The 18,567-nt window shown below is 72.4% G+C and carries 15 protein-coding genes; 6 read left to right on the top strand and 9 right to left on the bottom strand.

Going from position 1 to position 18,567, the window contains the following annotated elements; translation table 11 throughout:
• Entirely contained in the window at window positions 1-579 is a 579-nt protein-coding gene (locus WFQ05_RS11130; RefSeq protein WP_337053866.1) for a cytochrome b, read from the bottom strand.
• Window positions 576-1,256: a YceI family protein gene (locus WFQ05_RS11125; protein ID WP_337053865.1), complete on the bottom strand. Its 681-nt coding sequence runs from the start codon at window positions 1,254-1,256 to the stop codon at window positions 576-578. Before WFQ05_RS11125 ends, WFQ05_RS11130 begins: the two co-directional genes overlap by 4 nt.
• A 188-nt stretch (window positions 1,257-1,444) precedes the next feature.
• Here WFQ05_RS11125 and WFQ05_RS11120 point away from each other — a divergent pair, with 188 nt between their 5' ends.
• The 3 genes from WFQ05_RS11120 (at window position 1,445) to WFQ05_RS11110 (ending at window position 10,864) form a co-directional block, all read left to right on the top strand.
• The gene (locus WFQ05_RS11120) at window positions 1,445-4,966 is read left to right on the top strand and encodes a two-component regulator propeller domain-containing protein (protein WP_337053864.1); all 3,522 of its coding nucleotides are present in this window, start codon (window positions 1,445-1,447) and stop codon (window positions 4,964-4,966) included.
• Window positions 4,967-5,496: 530 nt separating this feature from the next.
• Window positions 5,497-8,991, top strand: a complete 3,495-nt coding sequence (locus WFQ05_RS11115) for an ATP-binding protein (RefSeq protein WP_337053955.1) — start codon at window positions 5,497-5,499, stop codon at window positions 8,989-8,991.
• 103 nt (window positions 8,992-9,094) lie between these two features.
• Window positions 9,095-10,864 carry a hypothetical protein gene (locus tag WFQ05_RS11110; RefSeq protein WP_337053863.1) on the top strand — a complete coding sequence of 590 codons (1,770 nt, stop codon included), beginning with the start codon at window positions 9,095-9,097 and terminating at the stop codon, window positions 10,862-10,864.
• Between the two features lie 38 nt (window positions 10,865-10,902).
• Here WFQ05_RS11110 and hemE read toward each other — a convergent pair whose 3' ends face one another.
• Genes hemE through WFQ05_RS11090 form a run of 4 tightly spaced genes read right to left on the bottom strand, consistent with a single transcriptional unit; the run spans window position 10,903 to window position 13,803 of the window.
• Window positions 10,903-11,973: a uroporphyrinogen decarboxylase gene (gene hemE / locus WFQ05_RS11105; protein ID WP_337053954.1), complete on the bottom strand. Its 1,071-nt coding sequence runs from the start codon at window positions 11,971-11,973 to the stop codon at window positions 10,903-10,905.
• A gap of 32 nt (window positions 11,974-12,005) precedes the next feature.
• Window positions 12,006-12,563: a GNAT family N-acetyltransferase gene (locus WFQ05_RS11100; protein WP_337053862.1), complete on the bottom strand. Its 558-nt coding sequence runs from the start codon at window positions 12,561-12,563 to the stop codon at window positions 12,006-12,008.
• Between the two features lie 2 nt (window positions 12,564-12,565).
• Window positions 12,566-12,823 carry a WGR domain-containing protein gene (locus WFQ05_RS11095; RefSeq protein WP_130517162.1) on the bottom strand — a complete coding sequence of 86 codons (258 nt, stop codon included), beginning with the start codon at window positions 12,821-12,823 and terminating at the stop codon, window positions 12,566-12,568.
• Window positions 12,824-12,852: 29 nt separating this feature from the next.
• Window positions 12,853-13,803, bottom strand: coding sequence for a helix-turn-helix domain-containing protein (locus WFQ05_RS11090; RefSeq protein WP_130535184.1), 951 nt, complete (start codon window positions 13,801-13,803; stop codon window positions 12,853-12,855).
• A 94-nt stretch (window positions 13,804-13,897) separates the two neighbouring features.
• Between WFQ05_RS11090 and WFQ05_RS11085 the strand changes: the two genes are divergently transcribed.
• Window positions 13,898-14,842, top strand: a complete 945-nt coding sequence (locus WFQ05_RS11085) for an isochorismatase family protein (protein WP_337053861.1) — start codon at window positions 13,898-13,900, stop codon at window positions 14,840-14,842.
• Window positions 14,843-14,858: 16 nt separating this feature from the next.
• Here WFQ05_RS11085 and aroB read toward each other — a convergent pair whose 3' ends face one another.
• The 3 genes from aroB to WFQ05_RS11070 all read right to left on the bottom strand — a co-directional run bounded on the left by aroB (window position 14,859) and on the right by WFQ05_RS11070 (window position 17,387).
• The gene (aroB, locus tag WFQ05_RS11080) at window positions 14,859-15,971 is read right to left on the bottom strand and encodes a 3-dehydroquinate synthase (RefSeq protein WP_337053860.1); all 1,113 of its coding nucleotides are present in this window, start codon (window positions 15,969-15,971) and stop codon (window positions 14,859-14,861) included.
• A complete protein-coding gene (locus WFQ05_RS11075) occupies window positions 15,968-16,513 on the bottom strand; it encodes a shikimate kinase (RefSeq protein ID WP_337053859.1) in 546 nt (181 codons plus the stop codon). The genes aroB and WFQ05_RS11075 overlap by 4 nt, the downstream gene beginning before the upstream one ends.
• A gap of 64 nt (window positions 16,514-16,577) precedes the next feature.
• Complete coding sequence (locus WFQ05_RS11070) at window positions 16,578-17,387, bottom strand: kinase (RefSeq protein ID WP_337053858.1); 810 nt, start codon at window positions 17,385-17,387, stop codon at window positions 16,578-16,580.
• 48 nt (window positions 17,388-17,435) lie between these two features.
• Between WFQ05_RS11070 and pdxH the strand changes: the two genes are divergently transcribed.
• Together pdxH and aac(6') are read left to right on the top strand one after the other, a co-directional pair.
• Window positions 17,436-18,050, top strand: coding sequence for a pyridoxamine 5'-phosphate oxidase (gene pdxH / locus WFQ05_RS11065; RefSeq protein WP_130561537.1), 615 nt, complete (start codon window positions 17,436-17,438; stop codon window positions 18,048-18,050).
• A 55-nt stretch (window positions 18,051-18,105) separates the two neighbouring features.
• The gene (gene aac(6') / locus WFQ05_RS11060) at window positions 18,106-18,567 is read left to right on the top strand and encodes an aminoglycoside 6'-N-acetyltransferase (RefSeq protein ID WP_337053857.1); all 462 of its coding nucleotides are present in this window, start codon (window positions 18,106-18,108) and stop codon (window positions 18,565-18,567) included.

Here is an 18,567-nt window from a genome sequence, read left to right as displayed (position 1 = left end):
TCATGCATCCTTCGGTTGGGCCGACACGCGCAACCAGCCGCGCGGCAGCATGCGGGCGAGCGTGGCGTCGCCCTGGAACAGGTGGTGGTAGAACGCCGCGCCGGCGTGCAGCGCCACCAGCACGATCAGCACGTACAGGCCCCATTCGTGCGCCGAATGGGCCAGGTGGCGCAGGTGTTCGTCGGGCGCGACCAGCTTGGGCATCTCGAACAGGCCGAAGAACTTGAACGGCCGCAGCCCGCTGGCCGAGTCGTACAGCCAGCCCGACAGCGGCATGGCGAACATCACGCCATACAGCAGCACATGGGTCAGCGTGGCGATGGCGTGCTGCCAGCGCGGCGTGCCCGGCACCGCCGGCGGCGCGCCGGCGTACAGGCGCCAGGCCAGGCGCAGCGCCACCAGCACCAGCACGGTGATGCCCAGCGACTTGTGCGCGGTATAGACCCAGAAGTACTTGGGCGTGCGCGGCAGGTCGCCCATGGTCAGGCCGACCACGCACAGCACCAGCAGCAACAGCAGGATCAGCCAGTGCAGGGTCTGGCTGACGGCGCCCCAGCGTTGGGCGTTGGCTCGGGTCATGGCGTGGCGGGTTCCTGGGCGGGCGTGGACGGGGAGGCGGCGTCGGCGGGCGTGGCGGCGGCGGGTTCGAGCGCCTCGCGCGTGCGCGTGGCCTCCACCTGCAGGTTCAGCTGCACCGCATCGCCGATCACCGAGGGCCAGGCATCGATGCCGAAGGCCGCGCGGCTGAGCGTGGAGGTGGCCGAGAAGCCCACCGTGCGCCGGAACGGCGGCAGCGGATGGCGCTTGAGCTGGTTGAAGGTCACCGCCAGGGTGACCTCGCGGGTGACGCCGTGCAGGGTCAGCTGGCCGACCACGTCGAAGTGGTCGCCGCCGCGCGGCATGACCCGGGTGGAGACGAATTCGGCGCGCGGATGGTCCTTGACGTCGAGCAGGTTGGAGGCGGCCACGGCCTTGTTCCAGGCCGCATCGCCCAGATCGGCGCGGTCCAGCGGCACGCTGACCTGCACGCGCGCGCGGCTCCAGTCGTCGGGGTCGAATTCGATCAGCCCGGTGCTGCCCGAGACCGTGCCCATCGCCTGCGAGAAGCCGGCGTGCGAGACGGAGAACAGCACCCGGGTGTGGACCGGATCGAGCTGGTAGGTCTCGCTGGCGGCCCAGGCGGCGCCCGGCATGGCCAGGGCGACGAGCAGGCAGAGGTGCGAACGCAGCGTGCGGAGGCGGGATGGGGTGGGCATGGGGGGATTCTAGGCATGCCGCCGGTCGCGCGCTTCGGGCCCTGCGGCAACATTCCACTGCGCGGCGCGCAATGGCGTTCTAGCCGTACCCGCGGTGTGCGCAGTTGCCAGCGCCGGCCACGGGCCTGCACGATGGCCCGCAGGCGGGTCGTGATGGCGCGCGCAGGCGGGTGAAGGAAGAGATCCGGATGTGGGGACGCGCGATCGTGTTGTGGAGCCTGCTGGCCTGGAGCGGGCTGGCGGGCGCGCTTGTCCCGCTCACCCCGCAGCCGCGGCAGATGGGCGTGGCCGACGGCCTGCCCAGCGCCACCATCACCGCCTTCGCCGAGGACCACCTGGGTTATCTGTGGATGGCCAGCAGCGACGGCCTGGCGCGCTATGACGGGCGCGGCTTCCGCATCTGGCGGATGGAGCACGGGCTCAGGGACAACCAGCTGTGGGCGCTTTACGTCGATGCGCAGAACCAGCTGTGGATCGGCACCGAGAACGAGGGCGTAGCGGTCTTCGACGCCGATCGCCGCAACTTCCGCTTCTACAACCGCGCCAACACCCCGCAGCTGCGCAGCAATTCCATCTGGTGCATCTCGGCCACGCCGGATGGCAGCCTGTGGTTCGGCACCTCGGCCGGCGGGCTGACCCGGCGCCTGCCCGACGGGCGCTTCGAGCTCTACCGGGCCCGGCCCGACGACCCGCGCGCGCTGCCCGGGCGCGATGTGGTGCACATGGCGGTGACGCCTGACGGCAGTCTGTGGGTGGGTACGCGCAGCGGCCTGGCGCGCTGGACCGGGCATGACTTCGAACGCGTGCCATCGACGGCGCTGCCTTCGCCCACGATCAACCGCCTCACGGTCGAGGCCGACGGCAGCCTGTGGGTGGCGACCAGCCGCGGCGTGTCGCTGCGCAAGCCCGACGGCAGCTGGGTGCGCGACCCGTGGCGGTCGGTCACCCACATCCCGATCCTGCAGACCATGCTGCGCGACATCGCCGGCACCTACTGGCTCGATACCGCCGCCGGCATGGGCTACAAGGCCGCCGACGGTACGGTGCGCAACGTGCCGCTGTACAGCGTCTCGGCGCGCGGCGTGGTCAAGCCCAACTGGATGGGCGGCTACGAGGACCGCGACGGCGGCCTGTGGTTCGCCAGCCTCAACGCGGGGCTGTGGCATCTGCCGGCCAACTGGCGCCAGTTCGCCGTGCTCACCAACGACGCCAGCGACCCGAGCACCATGACCAACCCGTTCGTGCTGGCGCAGGCGCCGTCCAGACGCGGCGGGCTGTGGCTGGTCGGCACCCGCGGCGCGCTGGACTGGCTGGATCCGGCGACCGGCCGGGTGGAGCAGCACATCCAGCCGCTGGATCCGGTCAACTGGCCGCAGTCGGTGGAGGAGGACAGCCAGGGCCGGGTCTGGGTCGGGCTGATCGACAAGCTGCTGCGCTACGACCCGGCCACCCGCCAGCGGCGCGAGTGGACCGTGGACGATGCCCGCGACAAGCCGCTGCCCGGCGGCATCGTCGAACTGCGCCGCTGCGGCGCGCAGCTGTGGATCAGCACCAACTCGGCCGGCCTGCAGCTGCGCGACGAGCAGGGCCATGTGCTGCGCAATCTGGAACGCGGCACCGCCGACTATCCCTCCGGCCTGGTCGTGCAGCAGATGCGTTGCGACGCCGACCAGCGCCTGTGGCTGGCCACCAACCAGGGCGTGCTGACCTGGGATGCCGCGCGTGGGCGCCTGGCCGCCGTGCCCGGCGCGCCGGATCAGCCCGTGTTCTCGCTGGACCTGGCCGCCGACGGCAGCCTGTGGACCGGGCGCATGGGCCAGCTGGACCATTACGCCTGGGATGGCCATCGCCTGCGCTGGCGGCAGTCGATCGGCATCGCCCAGGATTTCCCGTCCATCGCCCCGACCGGGATGCGCGTGGACGCGCGCGGCGTGGTGTGGACCATCTCCAGCCGCGGCCTGGCGCGGGTCGATCCGATCCAGGGCACGGTGCGCACCTACAGCGTGCGCGACGGCCTGCCGAACCCCGAGATCCGCCACGGCACCCTGGTCCAGGCCGTCAGTGGCCAGTTGTCGATGGCCACGCCCGACGGCCTGGTGCTGTTCGACCCGGCGCGGCTGGTGCCCTCGGCGCGACGGCCGGACCTGCAGTTCGAATTCGTCGGCGTGCGCCGCGGCGATCGCGGCCTGGACCTGACCCATGTCGGCCATCCGCTGCTGGACAGCGAGGACCGCGACCTGCACGTGATCGCGCGCCTGCTGTCCTTCACCGGCGCCGAGGGCACCACCTACCGCTTCCGCCTCAGCGGCTACGACCCGGGCTGGGTCGAGGTGGGAAACACCGGCGAGCGCATCTTCTCGCGCCTGCCGCCGGGCCGCTACGCGCTGGAAGTGCAGGGCCGCAGCAGCGACAGCGTGTGGTCGCAGGTCAAGACGCTGCGTTTCCGCGTGGCCCCGCCGTGGTGGCAGAGCCCGTGGGGCGTGGCCTGCATGGTCGGCCTGCTGATCGTGCTGATCGCCTGGTGGATGCACGCCTACCGCCGACGCCTGCGCCGCCGCACCGAATGGCAGATGGCCCAGCACAGGCGCAGCGTGGCCGAGCAGGCCTCGCAGGCCAAGACCCAGTTTCTGGCCACGCTCGGCCACGAGGTGCGCACGCCGATGACCGGCGTGCTGGGCATGAGCGAACTGCTGCTGGCGACAAAGCTGGACGAGCGCCAGCACCGCTACATCCGCTCGATCCAGAACGCCGGTCGCCACCTGCTGCGGCTGGTCAACGACGCGCTGGACCTGGCGCGCATCGAGGCCGGCCGCCTGGAGCTGGATCAGCAGGACTTCGACCTGCGCGAACTGCTGGACGAAGTGGTCGCGCTGACCGCGCCGATGGCCGAACGGCGCGGCCTGACCTTCACCAGCGAGATCGATCCGCGCCTGCCGGCCGCGCTGCGCGGCGATGCGGTGCGCGTGCGCCAGATCCTGCTCAACCTGCTGAGCAACGCGGTCAAGTTCACCGAGCGCGGGCAGGTCCGCCTGCAGGCGCTGCCCCTGGACGGGCAGGGCCTGCGCCTGGTGGTCAGCGACACCGGCCCGGGCATCAACGCCGAGCAGCAGGCGCGGCTGTTCCGTCGCTTCGAGCAGGGCGACGGTGCGCACACCCGCTACGGCGGCAGCGGCCTGGGGCTGGCGATCAGCCAGGAGCTGGCCGCGGCGATGGGCGGCGGCATCGCGGTGGAGAGCACCCCGGGCGAGGGCACGCGCTTCGTGGTCGATCTGCCGCTGCCGGTGGCGCAGGGCGATGCGGTCGGCGCGGTCCAGGCCGACGCCGTCGAGGTGCCGCTGTCGGTGCTGCTGGTCGAGGACGACGCCACCATCGCCGAGGTGATTGTCGGCCTGCTGCAGGCCCGCGGCCACCGCGTGCGCGCCGTGCCGCACGGGCTGGCCGCGCTGACCGAACTGGCGCTGGCGCCGGTCGATATCGCCCTGCTCGATCTGGACCTGCCCGGCATGGACGGGCTGGCGCTGGCGCGCGAACTGCGCCGCCAGGGCTTCGCCCAGCCGCTGCTGGCGGTGACCGCGCGCGCCGACGCGCAGGCCGAAGTGCAGGCGCGCGAGGCCGGCTTCGACGCCTTCCTGCGCAAGCCGGTGACCGGCGAACTGCTGGCCGCCGCGATGACCGCCGCGCGCGCGGCAGCCAATCTGCGCAAGGAGTAGCGCTGCTGCTCTTGTCGTCGTTCCCGCGAACGCGGGAACCCGGCGACTTTCGCGCGAAGCCGCGAAGCTCGATTCGCGTCCCTGCAAAGGGGACCGTCCCGTCAAATCCGCAGCGGTCTGCCTGTAGAGCGGAGCTTGTGGCAATCCCCTCTTGGGGACTCCGCTGCTCTACGCTCGGTTCGTGGGAAAGGCCCGCAGCGGACGGTTCGTCGGAAAGGCCTCAGCGGAGCAAGCTCCGCTCTACAGGGGGCGGCCTCCACCGGGATTGAGGCGAGGTCCACGCCCGATGGATCCGGATTCCTTTCGACTTTCGATCCGGAGCCTTCTGGCATCACGTTCGAGGCTCCCGCCCGCCGGACCGATGCCCCTCCGAAGGAAGCAGGAACGCACGCGCCCAAATCCATCCGGAAGAGACCCCATTTTTTGCCGTTCCGAACAGCACAAGCGCTTGCACACGCCGATGCGCGTTGCGAGGATGAACCGGGGACATCGATGGAGTGAGCCGAAGCATGGAATGCCGGTGCGAGGGGCTGCGCCGTGTGCTCTGGACGCTGGCGCTGTGCTGCGCCGTGGCGAAGGCCCACGCGCAGGTGCCGCAGCGGCCCGCGTTCCGCCTGACCGCCACCGCCGAAGGCCTGCCCTCGACCTCGATCACCGCCCTGGCCACCGATCGCACCGGCTACCTGTGGCTGACCACCTACGACGGACTGGCGCGCTTCGACGGCACCGAGTTCACCGTCTGGCAGCACGACCCGCGCGACCCCGCCTCGGTGGCCGGCAACCTGCAGCAGGCGCTGTATGTCGATCCGCACGACCAGGTCTGGGTGGCCAGCGCCGGCCTGAGCGTGCTCGACGCCGGACGCCGCGGCTTCCGCCACTACCGCCGCGCGCAGTACCCGCAGATGCGCAGCGACGACGTGTACGCCATCGCCGGCCTGGACGATCAAGTCTGGTTCGGCACCAACGGCGGCGGCCTGTACCGCATCGACGCCGACGGCGCGCTGACCCGCTTCGACCACGCCAACACCGACGGCGTGCTGCCCTCGGATGTGGTCACCAGCCTGGCCGTCGATGCGCGCGGCCGGCTCTGGGTCGGCACCGAAGCCGGGCTGGCCTATGTGCAGGGCGGCCGACTCCACGCGCTGCCCGCAGGCGGCCCCGGCGCGCTGGCCGTGCTCTCGCTGACCCGCGTCGGCGACACGCTGTGGGCCGGCACCCGCGCCGGGCCGCGCGTCCTGGGCCGCGACGAGGTCTGGCGCACGCCGCCGTGGTCGGCGATGTTCGAGGGCGCCAATCAGATCCTGGCCGCCGCCGATGCGGGCGACGGCGAATCCTGGCTCGGCACCGCCAACGGCCTGTGGCTGACGCATGGCGCGCGGGCGCCGCAGTGGGTGCGCGATCGCGACGGGCTGTTCGACCGCCACTTCGTCACCAGCTTCCAGGCCGTGGCCGGCGGTGGGCTGTGGATGGGCGTGGTCGGCAAGGGCCTGGCCTATCTGCGCCCGGACTGGCGGCGCATGGCCGTGCTGCCGGCGGCCAAGGGCACCTCGATCAGCCCGTACTGCAGTGTGGCTCCCGGCCGCCAAGGCGTGCTGTGGCAGACCGACGCGGCCGGCACGCTGGAGCAGGTCGACAGCCGCAGCGGCGCGGTGACGGTGACCGCCTTCCGCGGCATCGACCCGCTGCATCTGGGCCTGACCAGCGCGGTGCAGGACCGGCGCGGCGCGCTGTGGCTGGGCGTGCGCCCGGCCGTCCTGGTGCGGCTGGATCTGGCCACCGGCGCGCGCCGCGACTGGCCGCTGCACAGCGCCGGGCAGGTGGCGTTCGCGCCCGAGACCCTGCTGGAGGATGGGCGCGGCGATCTGTGGCTGGGCACGCCGGGCGCGGTGCAGCGTCGCGATGGCCGCAGCGGCGAGGTCCTGGACGCATTCGCCCGGCATCCCGTCACCGGCCACGAACTGGCCTTCCAGCAGCTGCGCCTGGGGCCCGATGGCGAACCCTGGATCGCCAGCGGCACCGGCCTGCTGCGCTGGGAGCCGGCCACGCGGCGCCTGCTGCCGGTGGACGGGCCGGACGGCGCGCTGGAGGTGTCCGGCTTCGTGCCCGAATCGGCGCAGGCGCTGTGGGTGTTCCGCATCGGGGAACTGGAACGCTGGCAATGGCGCGAGGGCCGCTGGCAGCTGTCGCGCCGCATCGAGGCCGGTCTGCCCAACGTGAGCGCCAACGGCATGCAGCGCGACGGCCAGGGCCGGCTGTGGCTGGCCACCCAGCGCGGCCTGCTGCGCGTGGACGTGTCCGATCCGCAGCGCGCGGTGGTACGCACCTTCGGCGTGCGCGACGGACTGAGCAGCCAGGAGTTCCTCGAAAAATGCCTGTACCGGCTCGAAAGCGGCGTGCTCGCCTCGACCACCAGCGATGGCGCGCTGGTGCTGATCGACCCGGCCACGCCCGACCGCGCCGCGCTCTCGCCGCCGCTGCTGCTGCGTCCGCCCACGGTCGTGCGCGAGGGCCGCATCGAGGCGCTGCCCGCGCCGACGCCGCGCCTGCGGCCGGACGATCGCGAGCTGCGCGTGGGCATGCGGCTGCTGGCCTTCGACGATGTGGCCGGCAGCCGCTACCGCTCGCGCCTGCTCGGCCTGGATCCGGACTGGGTCGATCAGGGCGCCAGCGGCGATCGCGTGCTCTCCGCGCTGGCGCCGGGCGACTACACGCTGGCGCTGCAGGGCTTCGACGCCAGCGGCAATGCCTCCGCCGTGCATCGATTGCATTTCAGCGTGGCCCCACCGTGGTGGCGCAGCGTGCCCGGCCTGCTCGTGCTCTCGCTGCTGGGGCTGTGCCTGCTGCTGGCCGGCGCCTGGGCGTATCGACGCCGCGTGCAGCGGCGCAGCGAATGGCAGATGGCCCAGCACAGGCGCGTGCTGGCCGAACAGGCCTCGCAGGCCAAGACCCACTTCCTGGCCACACTGGGGCATGAGGTGCGCACGCCGATGACCGGCGTGCTGGGCATGAGCGAACTGCTTGCCGCCACGTCGCTGGACACGCATCAGCAGGCCTACGTGGCGGCGATCCAGAAGGCCGGCACGCATCTGCTGCGACTGGTCAACGACGCACTGGACCTGGCCCGCATCGAGGCCGGACGGCTGGCGCTGGACGTGCAGGATTTCGACCTGCGCGATCTGCTGGGCGAGGTCGCCGCGCTCATCGCACCCAACGCCGAGCGCAAGGGCCTGGCCTTCGATTGGCAGGTGGACGCGGACGTGCCGCGCGCGCTGCGCGGCGACCCGCTGCGCGTGCGCCAGATCGCGATGAACCTGCTGGGCAATGCGGTCAAGTTCACCGCGCGCGGCCGTGTCGAGCTGCACGTGCAGGCGGCAGAGGCGGGCGTTGTGCTGATCGTCAGCGATACCGGGCCGGGCATGAGCGCCGAACAGCAGGCGCGGCTGTTCCAGCGCTTCGAGCAGGCCGAGGGCGCACGCACCACCGCGCGCTACGGCGGCAGCGGCCTGGGCCTGGCGATCTGCCAGGAGCTGGCACAGGCCATGGGCGGGCGGATCACGGTGGACAGCGCGCCGGGGCAGGGCACGCGCTTCCTGGCGCACCTGCCGCTGCCTGCCTCGGAAGATGCACCGGAGCCGGCGGTACGCGATCGCCCCGCACAGCAGGTGCAACCGCTGTCCGTGCTGCTGGTCGAGGACGACCCCACCGTCGCCGCGGTCATCAGCGGCCTGCTGCAGACGCGCGGCCACCGCGTGCGTGCGGTGGCGCACGGGCTGGCGGCCCTGGCCGAGGCGCGCGTGGAGCGCTTCGACATCGCCCTGCTCGATCTCGACCTGCCCGGCCTGGATGGCCTGGCCCTGGCCACCCAGCTGCGCGCCCAGGGCCTGGACCTGCCGCTGCTGGCGGTCACCGCCCGCGCCGATGCCGAGGCAGAACCGCTGGCGCGCGCCGCCGGCTTCGACGGCTTTCTGCGTAAGCCGGTCACCGGCGACCTGCTCGAGGAGGCGATCGCGGCGCTGTGTCGGTGAGGTGGGCTGGTGAGCATTCCGTCTAGGTTTGCGCGCGCTTCGGTAAGGATGCCGTACAGCGCTTGGTAGCATCGCGCCTCCGATCCGCTGTCGAGCCCTCGTCATGGATGAGTCCTCCACGCCGCCCTTGTCCGCTGTCCGTGCCGATCCGCCGCCCGCGGCGATCACCGGCAAACTCGATGGCCGGCTGACCGAGCACGGTGCGCAGGCCGAAGGCCAGCTGCGCGCGGGCGGCGAACACCTCAAGGCCGGGCTCGATGCCAGGGTCGAAGGCGCGATCACCCACGCCGAGGGCCAGGTGCGCTACACGCTCGAAGGCCGTCTGAGCGGCTTCGTTCAAGGCAACGCGGCGGCGCGCGGCTTCGGCGTCGACGCCCGCGTGCAGGAGGGCGGCACGGTCAGGTTCGAGGCCGCGGTGCCCGAGCGTGCCGCGCGCGAGATCGACCCGCGTTCGATCAATCCCTTCGACCCGGCGTCGATGCCGGTGGGTACACGCATCAGCATGGACGCGGCGCACACCGGCAGTGTCGAGGTCGGCACCCGGCTGCGGCAGCTGGCCACCCGGGATCGTGTCGGGCAGGAGCAGGGCGTCCAGGTCTCGATCGAAGCACTGGAAGGCCAGTGCGTGCGCGTCGTGGCCGGCCCGCGCGAAGCGGTGGAGGCCTACCACGGCGTCGGCCTGAAACTCGGCCCGGCCAGCGCCATGCTCGGACGTGAGGATCACGTCTCCGGCGGGACGCTGCACACCGCGCAGTTCGATCTGTCCAATCCGCAGGGCCGCCAGGCCTACGACGCCTTCATGCGCTCCGGCGTCATGCCCGAACGCGATGCGCCCGGGCTGTCCGAGGTCAGCACGGTCTCGCGCCTGGACCTGCGTTCGGAAGGCAAGGTCGATCTTGGCCTGGGCGCACGCTCGACCTCGCTATCGAGCGGCGTCAACAGCGGCCAGGCCGTGCGCACCGTGCACGGCGACGGCAGCGCCGAGGTCTCGCGCACGCTGCGCTACCGCGAGCACGATGTCAGCCTGCGGATCGACCAGTCCTTCGCCGCCGATGGCACGCCGGGCGAGCGCAGCTATCGCTATCGCTTCACTCCGGACGCCACCCAGGCCGGTCAACTCAACGCGGTCTACGGACGCGAGGGCGCGACGCCGTTCAAGGCCGGCCAGGAGGCCACCTTGCGCTTCACCGAGCAGGAGATGGCGGGGCTGCAGGCGCAGACCCTGCGTGCCAACCAGAACATCGCGCGCACCGGCGGCAACGATGCGATCCGCCTGCTGGCCGAGCCGACGCCCCAGGGCGGTCAGCGCACGCCGGAACGCTTCGCCGTCGACCTGATCCACAACCCCAGCACGCTGGCCGGCCTGCCTTCGACCCTGTACACCGTCGCGCTGCGCTCGGGCGAAGAGGCGCGCGGACGTGCGCTGTCGTTCTCGCCGCTGCCCGGGCAGCTGGAAGGCGCCGCGGTGCAGACACCGCGGGCGCCTGCCCTGGGCGCGCCATCGCCGGCCGCACCGAAGGTCGACTTCAACACCGCCGCGACCTCGCCGCCGCAGCTGGGCCATGCCGGCCATCCCGATACGCCGCTCTTCGCCGCGATCCGGGACCGCGCCCCGGCCGGCGTGAGCGAAGACCATCTCGCCCGGGCCACGCTGCTGGCGCGTCAGGAAGGCATCACGGTCGAGCGTTTGCGGCAGGTCGGCGTCCACGACCAGACCCTGTGGCTGGCGGGCGATCAGCCGGGCCAGCGCGCCGGCGTGGATCTGCGTCAGCCCGCGCCGCACGCGCAGCAGACCGGCGCCCAGTTGCTGACGATGCAGCAGCCGCAGGATCAGGCGCAGCAGCAGGAGCGCCAGGCGATGGCCCGCGGCTGAAGCCCGGCGCGCGAAGTCGCGCGCCAGGCTGTCGCGCGTCAGCGCGCGCTGTGCCGATGCACGGCCTGGACCAGTGCGGTGACGTGATCGGGGTTCATGTCCGGCGACATGCCGTGGCCGAGGTTGAAGACGTGACCATCGCGCGAGCCGCCGTTGCCGGCGGCGTAGCTGTCCAGCACGCGCTTGACCTGCACGTCGATCGCCGCGGGCGAGCCGTACAGCACCGCCGGGTCGAGATTGCCCTGCAGCGCCACCGTGCCGGCGGTGCGGCGCGCGGCTTCCTCCAGTTCCACCAGCCAGTCCACGCCGACCGCCTCGGTGCCGCTGGCGGCCAGCGCCTCCAGGTGCGCGGCGTTGCCCTTGCCGAACAGGATCAGCGGCGCGCGCTCGACGCCGTGTCCGCGCTCCAGCTCGGCGGCGATGCGCTGCAGGTAGGGCAGGGAGAACTCGCGGTACATGGCCGGGCTCAGCACGCCGCCCCAGGTGTCGAACACCTGCAGCGCCTGCGCGCCGGCCGCGTGCTGGGCGGCCAGGTAGGCGATCACCGCATCGGTGTTGACCTTGAGCAGGGCATGCAGCGTGTCCGGGTCGTTGAGCGCCATCGCCTTGATCCGGGCGAAGTCCTTGCTGCCGCCACCTTCGACCATGTAGCAGGCCAGCGTCCACGGGCTGCCGGAGAAGCCGATCAGCGGCACGCGGCCGTCCAGCTCGCGGCGGATCAGGCGCACCGCGTCCATGACGTAGCGCAGCTCGGTCTCCATGTCCGGCACACCCAGGCGCGCGACCTCGTCGGCGCTGCGTGCGGTGTGGCGGAACTTGGGACCTTCGCCTTCGACGAAATACAGCTCCAGCCCCATCGCATCGGGGATGGTGAGGATGTCGGAGAACAGGATCGCCGCGTCCAGCTCGAAGCGCGCCAGCGGCTGCAGCGTGACCTCGCAGGCGATCTCCGGGTGCTTGGCCATCCCCAAGAAACTGCCGGCGCGCGCGCGGGTGGCGCGGTACTCGGGCAGGTAGCGCCCGGCCTGGCGCATCAGCCATACGGGCGTGCGATCGGTGGGCTGGCGGCGCAGGGCGCGCAGCAGGCGGTCGTTCTTGAGCGGCGGCAGGGACAAGGCAGGTCTTCCGTAAAGAGAGGGAATCAGGCGGGGGAGGGCGCGGGGACGCGGCCCGGCAGGATCAGGCCGTACAGCAGCAGGTCCTCGAAGACCCCGTGCTTGCATTCGTGTGCCACCAGGCGGCCTTCCAGGCGCAGGCCGGCCTTCTCCATGACCCGCGCCGAGGCCGGATTGCGCGCCAGGCAGGCGCCGCCGATGCGGCTCAGGCCGAGCGCAGTGTGGCCATGATCGATCAGGCGGCGCGTCGCTTCGGTGGCATAGCCCTGGCCCCAGTACGGCACGCCGATCCAGTAGCCCAGCATCGCCCGCGCGTGGATGCGGGACATCTCGTGCAGATCGACCGTGCCGATCAGGGCACCGTCCTGGCGCAGCGTGATCGCGTAGGCGATGCGCGTGCCGGCGGCCAGCGCCGGTGCAAGTCCGGCGATCCAGGCCTGCGCCGCGCCGTCGGGGTAGGGGTGAGGAATATTGGCCGTGGTGTCGGCCACGCGCGCATCGCCGGCCAGGCGCTGCACGTCGGCCGCGTCCGAAGGCAGGTACGGACGCAGCCGCAGGCGCGCCGTGTCGAGGACCGGCTGCATGGCTAGGCGCGCGGCGCCTCGAAGCCGTGCACGAACATCACCTGATAGCCGCGCTTGATGTGCGTGTCGCGCAGTTTCTCGAACGCGGCGGTGGCCTCGGCCTGGGCCATGAACTGCTCGCGTCGCAGCTGTCCGCGCCCCCCGACCTGGCCGGCCTCGCGCAGCAGCTCCCAGCCGCCGAACAGGTCCGGCTGCAGGGTCAGCTGCAGGTAGCGGGGCGTCTGGCCCACGCTGGGGTGTTGCTGGAGAAGGACGCGCATGGCGGCGATTGTAGCCAAGCCGCTCTGGTTCAACCGCGAAAGCTGCGCCGATAGGCCGAGGGCGAAGTGCCAAGCGTCGCGGCGAAGCGCTGGCGCAGCGAGATGGCGCTGCCGAATCCCGCCTCGGCCGCGACGCGATCCAGCGCCAGGTCGCTGGTTTCCAGCAGCCGCTGCGCGCGCGCCAGGCGCTGGTGCGCCAGCCAGTCGCCGAGGCTGGCGCCGGTCGCCTGGCGGAACCGCCGGGTGAAGGTGCGCCGGCTCATCAGCGCGCGCGCGGCCAGCGCGTCCACGTCCAGGCGCTGGTCCAGGTGCGTCATGGCCCACTCGAGCACCTGCGCCAGCCGTGCATCGCCCGGGTCGGTGGGCAACGGCTGCTCGATGTACTGGGTCTGCCCGCCCTGGCGATGCGGCGCGACCACCAGCCGCCGCGCGATGCGGTTGGCGACCTCGGCGCCGTGCAGGCGGCGCACCAGATGCAGGCAGCAGTCGATGCCGGCCACGGTGCCGGCCGAGGTCAGCACATCGCCGTCATCCACGTACAGCACATCCGGCTGCAGCCGCACCTGCGGATGGCGCCGGGCGAAGGTCTCCAGCGCGGCCCAGTGCGTGGTCGCCGGGCGGCCGTCGAGCAGCCCGGCATCGGCCAGCACGAAGGTGCCCAGGCATAGCCCCACCAGTTGCGCACCGGCGGCGTGAGCGCGGCGCAGCGCGTCGATCAGCACCGCCGGCGCCGGTTCGTCCCGATCGCGCCAGGAGGGGACGATCACCGTGTCCGCGCCGTCCAGCCCCTCCAGTCCGTGGGCCGGCTGCACGCTGAAGCCGGCATCGGTGCGCAGCGGACCGGGCTCTGCCGCACAGACGCGCAGCTCGAAGGCGGGCAGGTCCGGCTCCGGGCGCGACTCGAACACCTGGCATGGCACGGCCAGGTGGAAGGGACTGATGCGGTCAAAGGCGACCACGGCGATGCGATGCGGCGACATGGCCCGATTCTATCGAAAGTCGCACATCGGGCCACTCGTCGCCCCCGCGGCCGATGCCCAGACTGGCCGCCTTCTCCACCGAAAGGCTGCCGCCATGCCCGCTCCCCGTCGCGCCCTGCTGGTCATCGACGTCCAGAACGAATACTTCACCGGCCAGCTGCGCATCGCCCACCCGCCGGTGTCCGCATCGCTGCCCAACATCGTCCGCGCCATCGACGTCGCCCGCGCACAGGGCGTGCCGGTGGTCGTGTTCCAGCACACCATGGCGGCCGACGCGCCGGTGTTCGCCGATGGCAGCGACACCTGGGCGCTGCATCCGGACGTGGCGGGCCGCCCGCGCGATCACCACCTCCTCAAGGCGCATCCCAGCGTGTTTACCGCCACCGACCTGGCCGCGTGGCTGGCCGCGCGCGACATCGATACCGTGACGGTGGTCGGCTACATGACCCACAACTGCAACGCGTCCAGCGTCTTCGAGGCGTTCCATCGCGGCCTGCGTGTGGAAGTGCTGGGCGATGCCAGCGGCGCGCTGCCTTATGCCAACGCCGCCGGCCAGGCCAGCGCGGAGGAGATCCACCGCATCTTCAGCGTGGTCTTCCACAGCAACTTCGCCGCCGTGGTGAGCACCGAGGCGTGGATCGCGGCGCTGCAGGCCGGCCAGGCGCTGCAGCCGGACAATGTGCTGAGCTCCCACCAGCGCGCACGGGCCGGTGCGACCCAGCCGACGCCGACGGTGATCCGCAGCCGCGACTTCACCGGAACGCGCGTCTGGGAGGCCTTGCCGATCGCGCGGCTCGACGGCGTCGGCGTGCGCCTGCACTGGACCGATCAGCCCTACGTCTGGCACGTCAACGACGGGCAGGAGGTCTTCGCCGTGCTCGACGGACGCGTGCGGATGCACTGGCGCCAGGACGGCGCCGAGCGGACCGCGCTGCTGGAAGCCGGCGATGTCTTCCACGCGCCGGAAGGCACCGAGCACGTCGCCCATCCGCAGGGCGCGGCGCGGATCCTGGTGATCGAGCGCGAGGGCAGCCTCTGAAGATGCTGCCCCGGGCTCAGCCCATCCCGGCCAGCACCGGCAGCACCTGGGCCTCGTCCACGTCGGGCACCACCTCGGCCTTGCCGATGCCGCGCCACAGCACCAGGCGCAGGCGGCCGGCGATGTTCTTCTTGTCCAGGCGCATGCGCGCCAGCAGGGCCTGCGGCGACAGGCCGGGCGGGATCTCGGTGGGCAGGCCGCAGGCGGTGAGCAGCGCGATCAGGCGCTCGGTGTCGGCGGCCTCGCTCATGCCCAGCCTGGCCGAGAGCCGCGCGGCCAGCACCATGCCCACGGCCACCGCCTCGCCGTGGTTGAGGTTGTCGTTGGCCACGCCGCCGTAGCCCTGTTCGGTCTCGATGGCGTGGCCGAAGGTGTGGCCCAGGTTGAGCAGGGCGCGCTCGCCCTTTTCCAGCGGATCGCGCGCCACGATCGCGGCCTTGGCCTCGCAGCTGCGCGCGATGGCGGTGGCCAGCGCACCGGCATCGCCGTCCAGCAGCGCGGCGTGTTCGGCCTCCAGCCACTCGAAGAACAGCGGATCGCCCAGCGCGCCGTACTTGACCACCTCCGCCAGGCCGGCGCGCAGTTCGCGCGGCGGCAGCGTGGTCAGCGCGGTGGTGTCGGCGAACACCGCGCGCGGCGGATGGAAGGCGCCGACCAGGTTCTTGCCCTGCGGGATGTCCACCGCGGTCTTGCCGCCCACCGACGAGTCGACCATCGACAGCAGCGTGGTCGGCAGCTGGATCACGTCCACCCCACGCATCCAGCACGCCGCGGCGAAGCCGGCCAGGTCGCCGACCACGCCGCCGCCCAGGGCGAACACGCAGGCATCGCGGGTGGCGCCCAGTTCGGCCAGCGCCTCGATGGCCGCGCCGAAGTGGGCCAGCGTCTTGGACTCCTCGCCGGCCGGCAGCACGAAGCGCGCCAGCTGCAGTTCCGGGCGCGCCTCGCTCAGCGCCTGCGCCACCGCGTCGGCGTACAGCGGCGCCACGTGGGTATCGCTGACCAGCAGCGCGTGGCGGCCGCGCACGTGCTGGGCCAGTTCCGCGCCGGCGCGCAGCAGGCTGGGGCCGATGTGGATGGCGTAGGGCGCGTCGCCGCCGACGTGGACGGTCTGGGTGGCGGGGGTCATGCGGTGGAAGCTCCGGTGGGTTGCCAGTCGCGCGCCAGCCGCCCGACCAGGGCGGCGGTGGCTTCGCCCGGCGTGAGGCGGTCTGCGTCGAGCACCAGATCGGCGACCTGGCGGTAGAGGGGATCGCGCACGGCGATCAGGTCGGTGAGCACCTGGCGGCGGTCGACGTTCTGCAGCAGCGGGCGGTTGCGGTCGCGGGCCACGCGCCGCAGCTGGGTCTCCACGTCGACGCGCAGGTAGATGACGAAGCCGCGCGCCTGCATCAGCGCGCGGTTGTCCGCATCGAGCACCGCGCCGCCGCCGCTGGCCACGACCTGGCCTTCGCCGGCCAGCAGCTGCGCCAGCGCCGCGCGTTCGCGGGCGCGGAAGCCGGCCTCGCCCTCGCGCTCGAAGATCTCCGGGATGCTCGACCCGGCGGCCTCGACCACGGCGTGGTCGGCATCGACGAAGCGCAGGCCGAAGCGTTCGGCGATGCGGCGGCCGATCGAGGTCTTGCCGGCGCCCATCGGGCCGACCATCACGAGGTTGGGGGCGGGATTCATCGCTCCGGATGATACTGGCGCCTCGCGCGCGCCGGCCACGGCCGTTGCAGGCGAAACTGCGGCCTCAGCCGGCGATCACCCGCCGCTGCGCGTCCACGCGGACCACGTGGTCGGCCAGCGCCGGCAGGGTGCGCAGCGCCTGGCGGCTAACGCGCTCGTAGTGCTGGACGAAGCGCTCCAGCTGCGGGCGGGTCATGGCGGCGCGCTCGGGATGCTCGGCCTGCAGGCCTTCTTCGGCCTGCCAGCGCCAGTTCACGACATGCTCAAAGCCCGGCGGTTGCAGGAACCACAGCGTGTCGCAGGTGCGCCACAGCGCCGGGTAGTCGCGCGCCAGCGCGGCGTTGCAGTGGCTGCGCCAGGTGGCGTCGCGGTCCTCGTCGCGCTCCAGCGCGTTGATCGGCGCCACCAGGGCGGCCTGCGCCTGGGCCGGCGTGCCCAGGCACCAGCCCTCGAAGATCACCAGATCCACCGGCCCGTCCAGCCGCGGCCAGGTCGATTCGGCCGCGCGGTCGTCGGCCAGCTTGTCGAAGCGCGGCAGCGCCACCGGGCGGCCTTCGCGCAGGGCCTGCAGCGTGTGCAAGGCCAGCGGCAGGTCGTGGGTGCCGGGCGGGCCGCGGGTGACCAGCAGCGGGTGCACCTGGCGCGCCAGGGCCTGGCGCGCGGCGCGGGTCAGGTAGAAGTCGTCCAGCGACAGCACCGCGCTGCGCAGGCCTTCGCGCCGCGCCGCCTGCGCCAATTGCGCGGCGAGCGTGGACTTGCCGGTGCCCTGCAGCGCCGACAGGCCCCAGACCGGCACCGCCTGCGGCAGCGCACGCGCGCTGCGCAGCGCCGCGGACACCAGCGAATCGGGGAAGCCGTGCGTGGGATGCGTCATCGGGCGACAATAGCGCACCGCCCGCGGGCCGCTGCCGTATCCAACCAGATGAGCGAAGTGCAAGTCGATCTGTACGCCGAAGCCCTGAATACCTTTTCGGCCCTGTACGAAGAAGCCCGCCAGAGCGGCACCGAGCCCGAGTACAACGCCATGAGCGTGGCCACCGCCACGCTGGACGGCCAGCCCTCGCTGCGCACCGTGCTGCTCAAGGCGCACGACGCGCGCGGCCTGGTGTTCTACAGCCATCTGGACAGCCAGAAGGGCCGCGAGTTGCAGGCCAATCCGCGCGCGGCGCTGCTGCTGCTGTGGCGCACGCTGCGCGAGGCCGGCATCCAGGTGCGCATCGAAGGCGCCGTGCAGCTGGTCACCGACGCCGAGGCCGACGCCTACTTCGCCACGCGTCCGCGCGAGAGCCAGCTCGGCGCCTGGGCCTCGGCGCAGTCGCACACGCTGAAGGACGCGGCCGAATTCCACGATCGCCTGGCCCAGGTCGAGGCTGAGTTCGACGGCGGCCCGGTGCCGCGTCCGGATGGCTGGACCGGGTTTCGCGTGGTGCCGGACAGCTTCGAGTTCTGGTACGGGGCCAGGTTCCGCCTGCACGAGCGCTGGCGCTACGAGCGCGCGCCGGACGGCCACTGGTCCAAGCGGATGCTGTTTCCTTGATCGGCCGCCTGCGGCGCCTGCCGGTGCGTCGGCCGACCGTCCTGTCGCCGCTGTCTTGAGCGCCGCGTTCTCGATCCGCGCGGCCAGCGCGCAGGACCTGCGCGCCTGGGCCAGCCTGCAGGGCGAGCTGTGGCCCGACCAGGACCTGGACGCCCGCGCGCACGTGGCCGAGGCGCTGCAGCGCGCCGATGCCGGCAACTTCCTCGCCTTCGCCGCGGACGGCACGGCGGTCGGCTTTGCCGAGGCCGCGCTGCGCAACGACTACGTCAACGGCACCGACAGCTCGCCGGTGGCCTTCCTGGAGGGCTGGTACGTCAATGCGGGCTGGCGCGGCCAGGGCGTCGGACGCGCGCTGCTGTCGGCGGTGCGGCACTGGGCGCAGGCACAGGGCTGTACCGAGCTGGCCTCCGACACCGCGCTGGACAATGTGGCCGCGCAGCGCGCGCATGCAGCGTGCGGCTTCGCCGAGACCGAGCGCGTGGTGTACTTCCGCATGGCGCTGGACGACGAGGCCTGA

This window comes from Pseudoxanthomonas sp. USHLN014 (assembly GCF_037153335.1).
Classification (GTDB): Bacteria; Pseudomonadota; Gammaproteobacteria; order Xanthomonadales; family Xanthomonadaceae; genus Pseudoxanthomonas_A; species Pseudoxanthomonas_A winnipegensis.
This window is presented reverse-complemented; position numbering and strand designations above follow the sequence as displayed.

What these genes read in the sequence shown, in the direction of transcription:
- WFQ05_RS11095 (WP_130517162.1), bottom strand. Translation starts at nt 12,823, where the DNA reads ATGCGCGTCCTTCTCCAGCAACACCCCAGCGTGGGCCAGACGCCCCGC.
- WFQ05_RS11120 (WP_337053864.1), top strand. Translation starts at nt 1,445, where the DNA reads ATGTGGGGACGCGCGATCGTGTTGTGGAGCCTGCTGGCCTGGAGCGGG.
- WFQ05_RS11100 (WP_337053862.1), bottom strand. Translation starts at nt 12,563, where the DNA reads ATGCAGCCGGTCCTCGACACGGCGCGCCTGCGGCTGCGTCCGTACCTG.
- WFQ05_RS11085 (WP_337053861.1), top strand. Translation starts at nt 13,898, where the DNA reads ATGCCCGCTCCCCGTCGCGCCCTGCTGGTCATCGACGTCCAGAACGAA.
- WFQ05_RS11090 (WP_130535184.1), bottom strand. Translation starts at nt 13,803, where the DNA reads ATGTCGCCGCATCGCATCGCCGTGGTCGCCTTTGACCGCATCAGTCCC.
- aroB (WP_337053860.1), bottom strand. Translation starts at nt 15,971, where the DNA reads ATGACCCCCGCCACCCAGACCGTCCACGTCGGCGGCGACGCGCCCTAC.
- WFQ05_RS11130 (WP_337053866.1), bottom strand. Translation starts at nt 579, where the DNA reads ATGACCCGAGCCAACGCCCAACGCTGGGGCGCCGTCAGCCAGACCCTG.
- pdxH (WP_130561537.1), top strand. Translation starts at nt 17,436, where the DNA reads ATGAGCGAAGTGCAAGTCGATCTGTACGCCGAAGCCCTGAATACCTTT.
- WFQ05_RS11075 (WP_337053859.1), bottom strand. Translation starts at nt 16,513, where the DNA reads ATGAATCCCGCCCCCAACCTCGTGATGGTCGGCCCGATGGGCGCCGGC.
- WFQ05_RS11110 (WP_337053863.1), top strand. Translation starts at nt 9,095, where the DNA reads ATGGATGAGTCCTCCACGCCGCCCTTGTCCGCTGTCCGTGCCGATCCG.
- WFQ05_RS11125 (WP_337053865.1), bottom strand. Translation starts at nt 1,256, where the DNA reads ATGCCCACCCCATCCCGCCTCCGCACGCTGCGTTCGCACCTCTGCCTG.
- WFQ05_RS11070 (WP_337053858.1), bottom strand. Translation starts at nt 17,387, where the DNA reads ATGACGCATCCCACGCACGGCTTCCCCGATTCGCTGGTGTCCGCGGCG.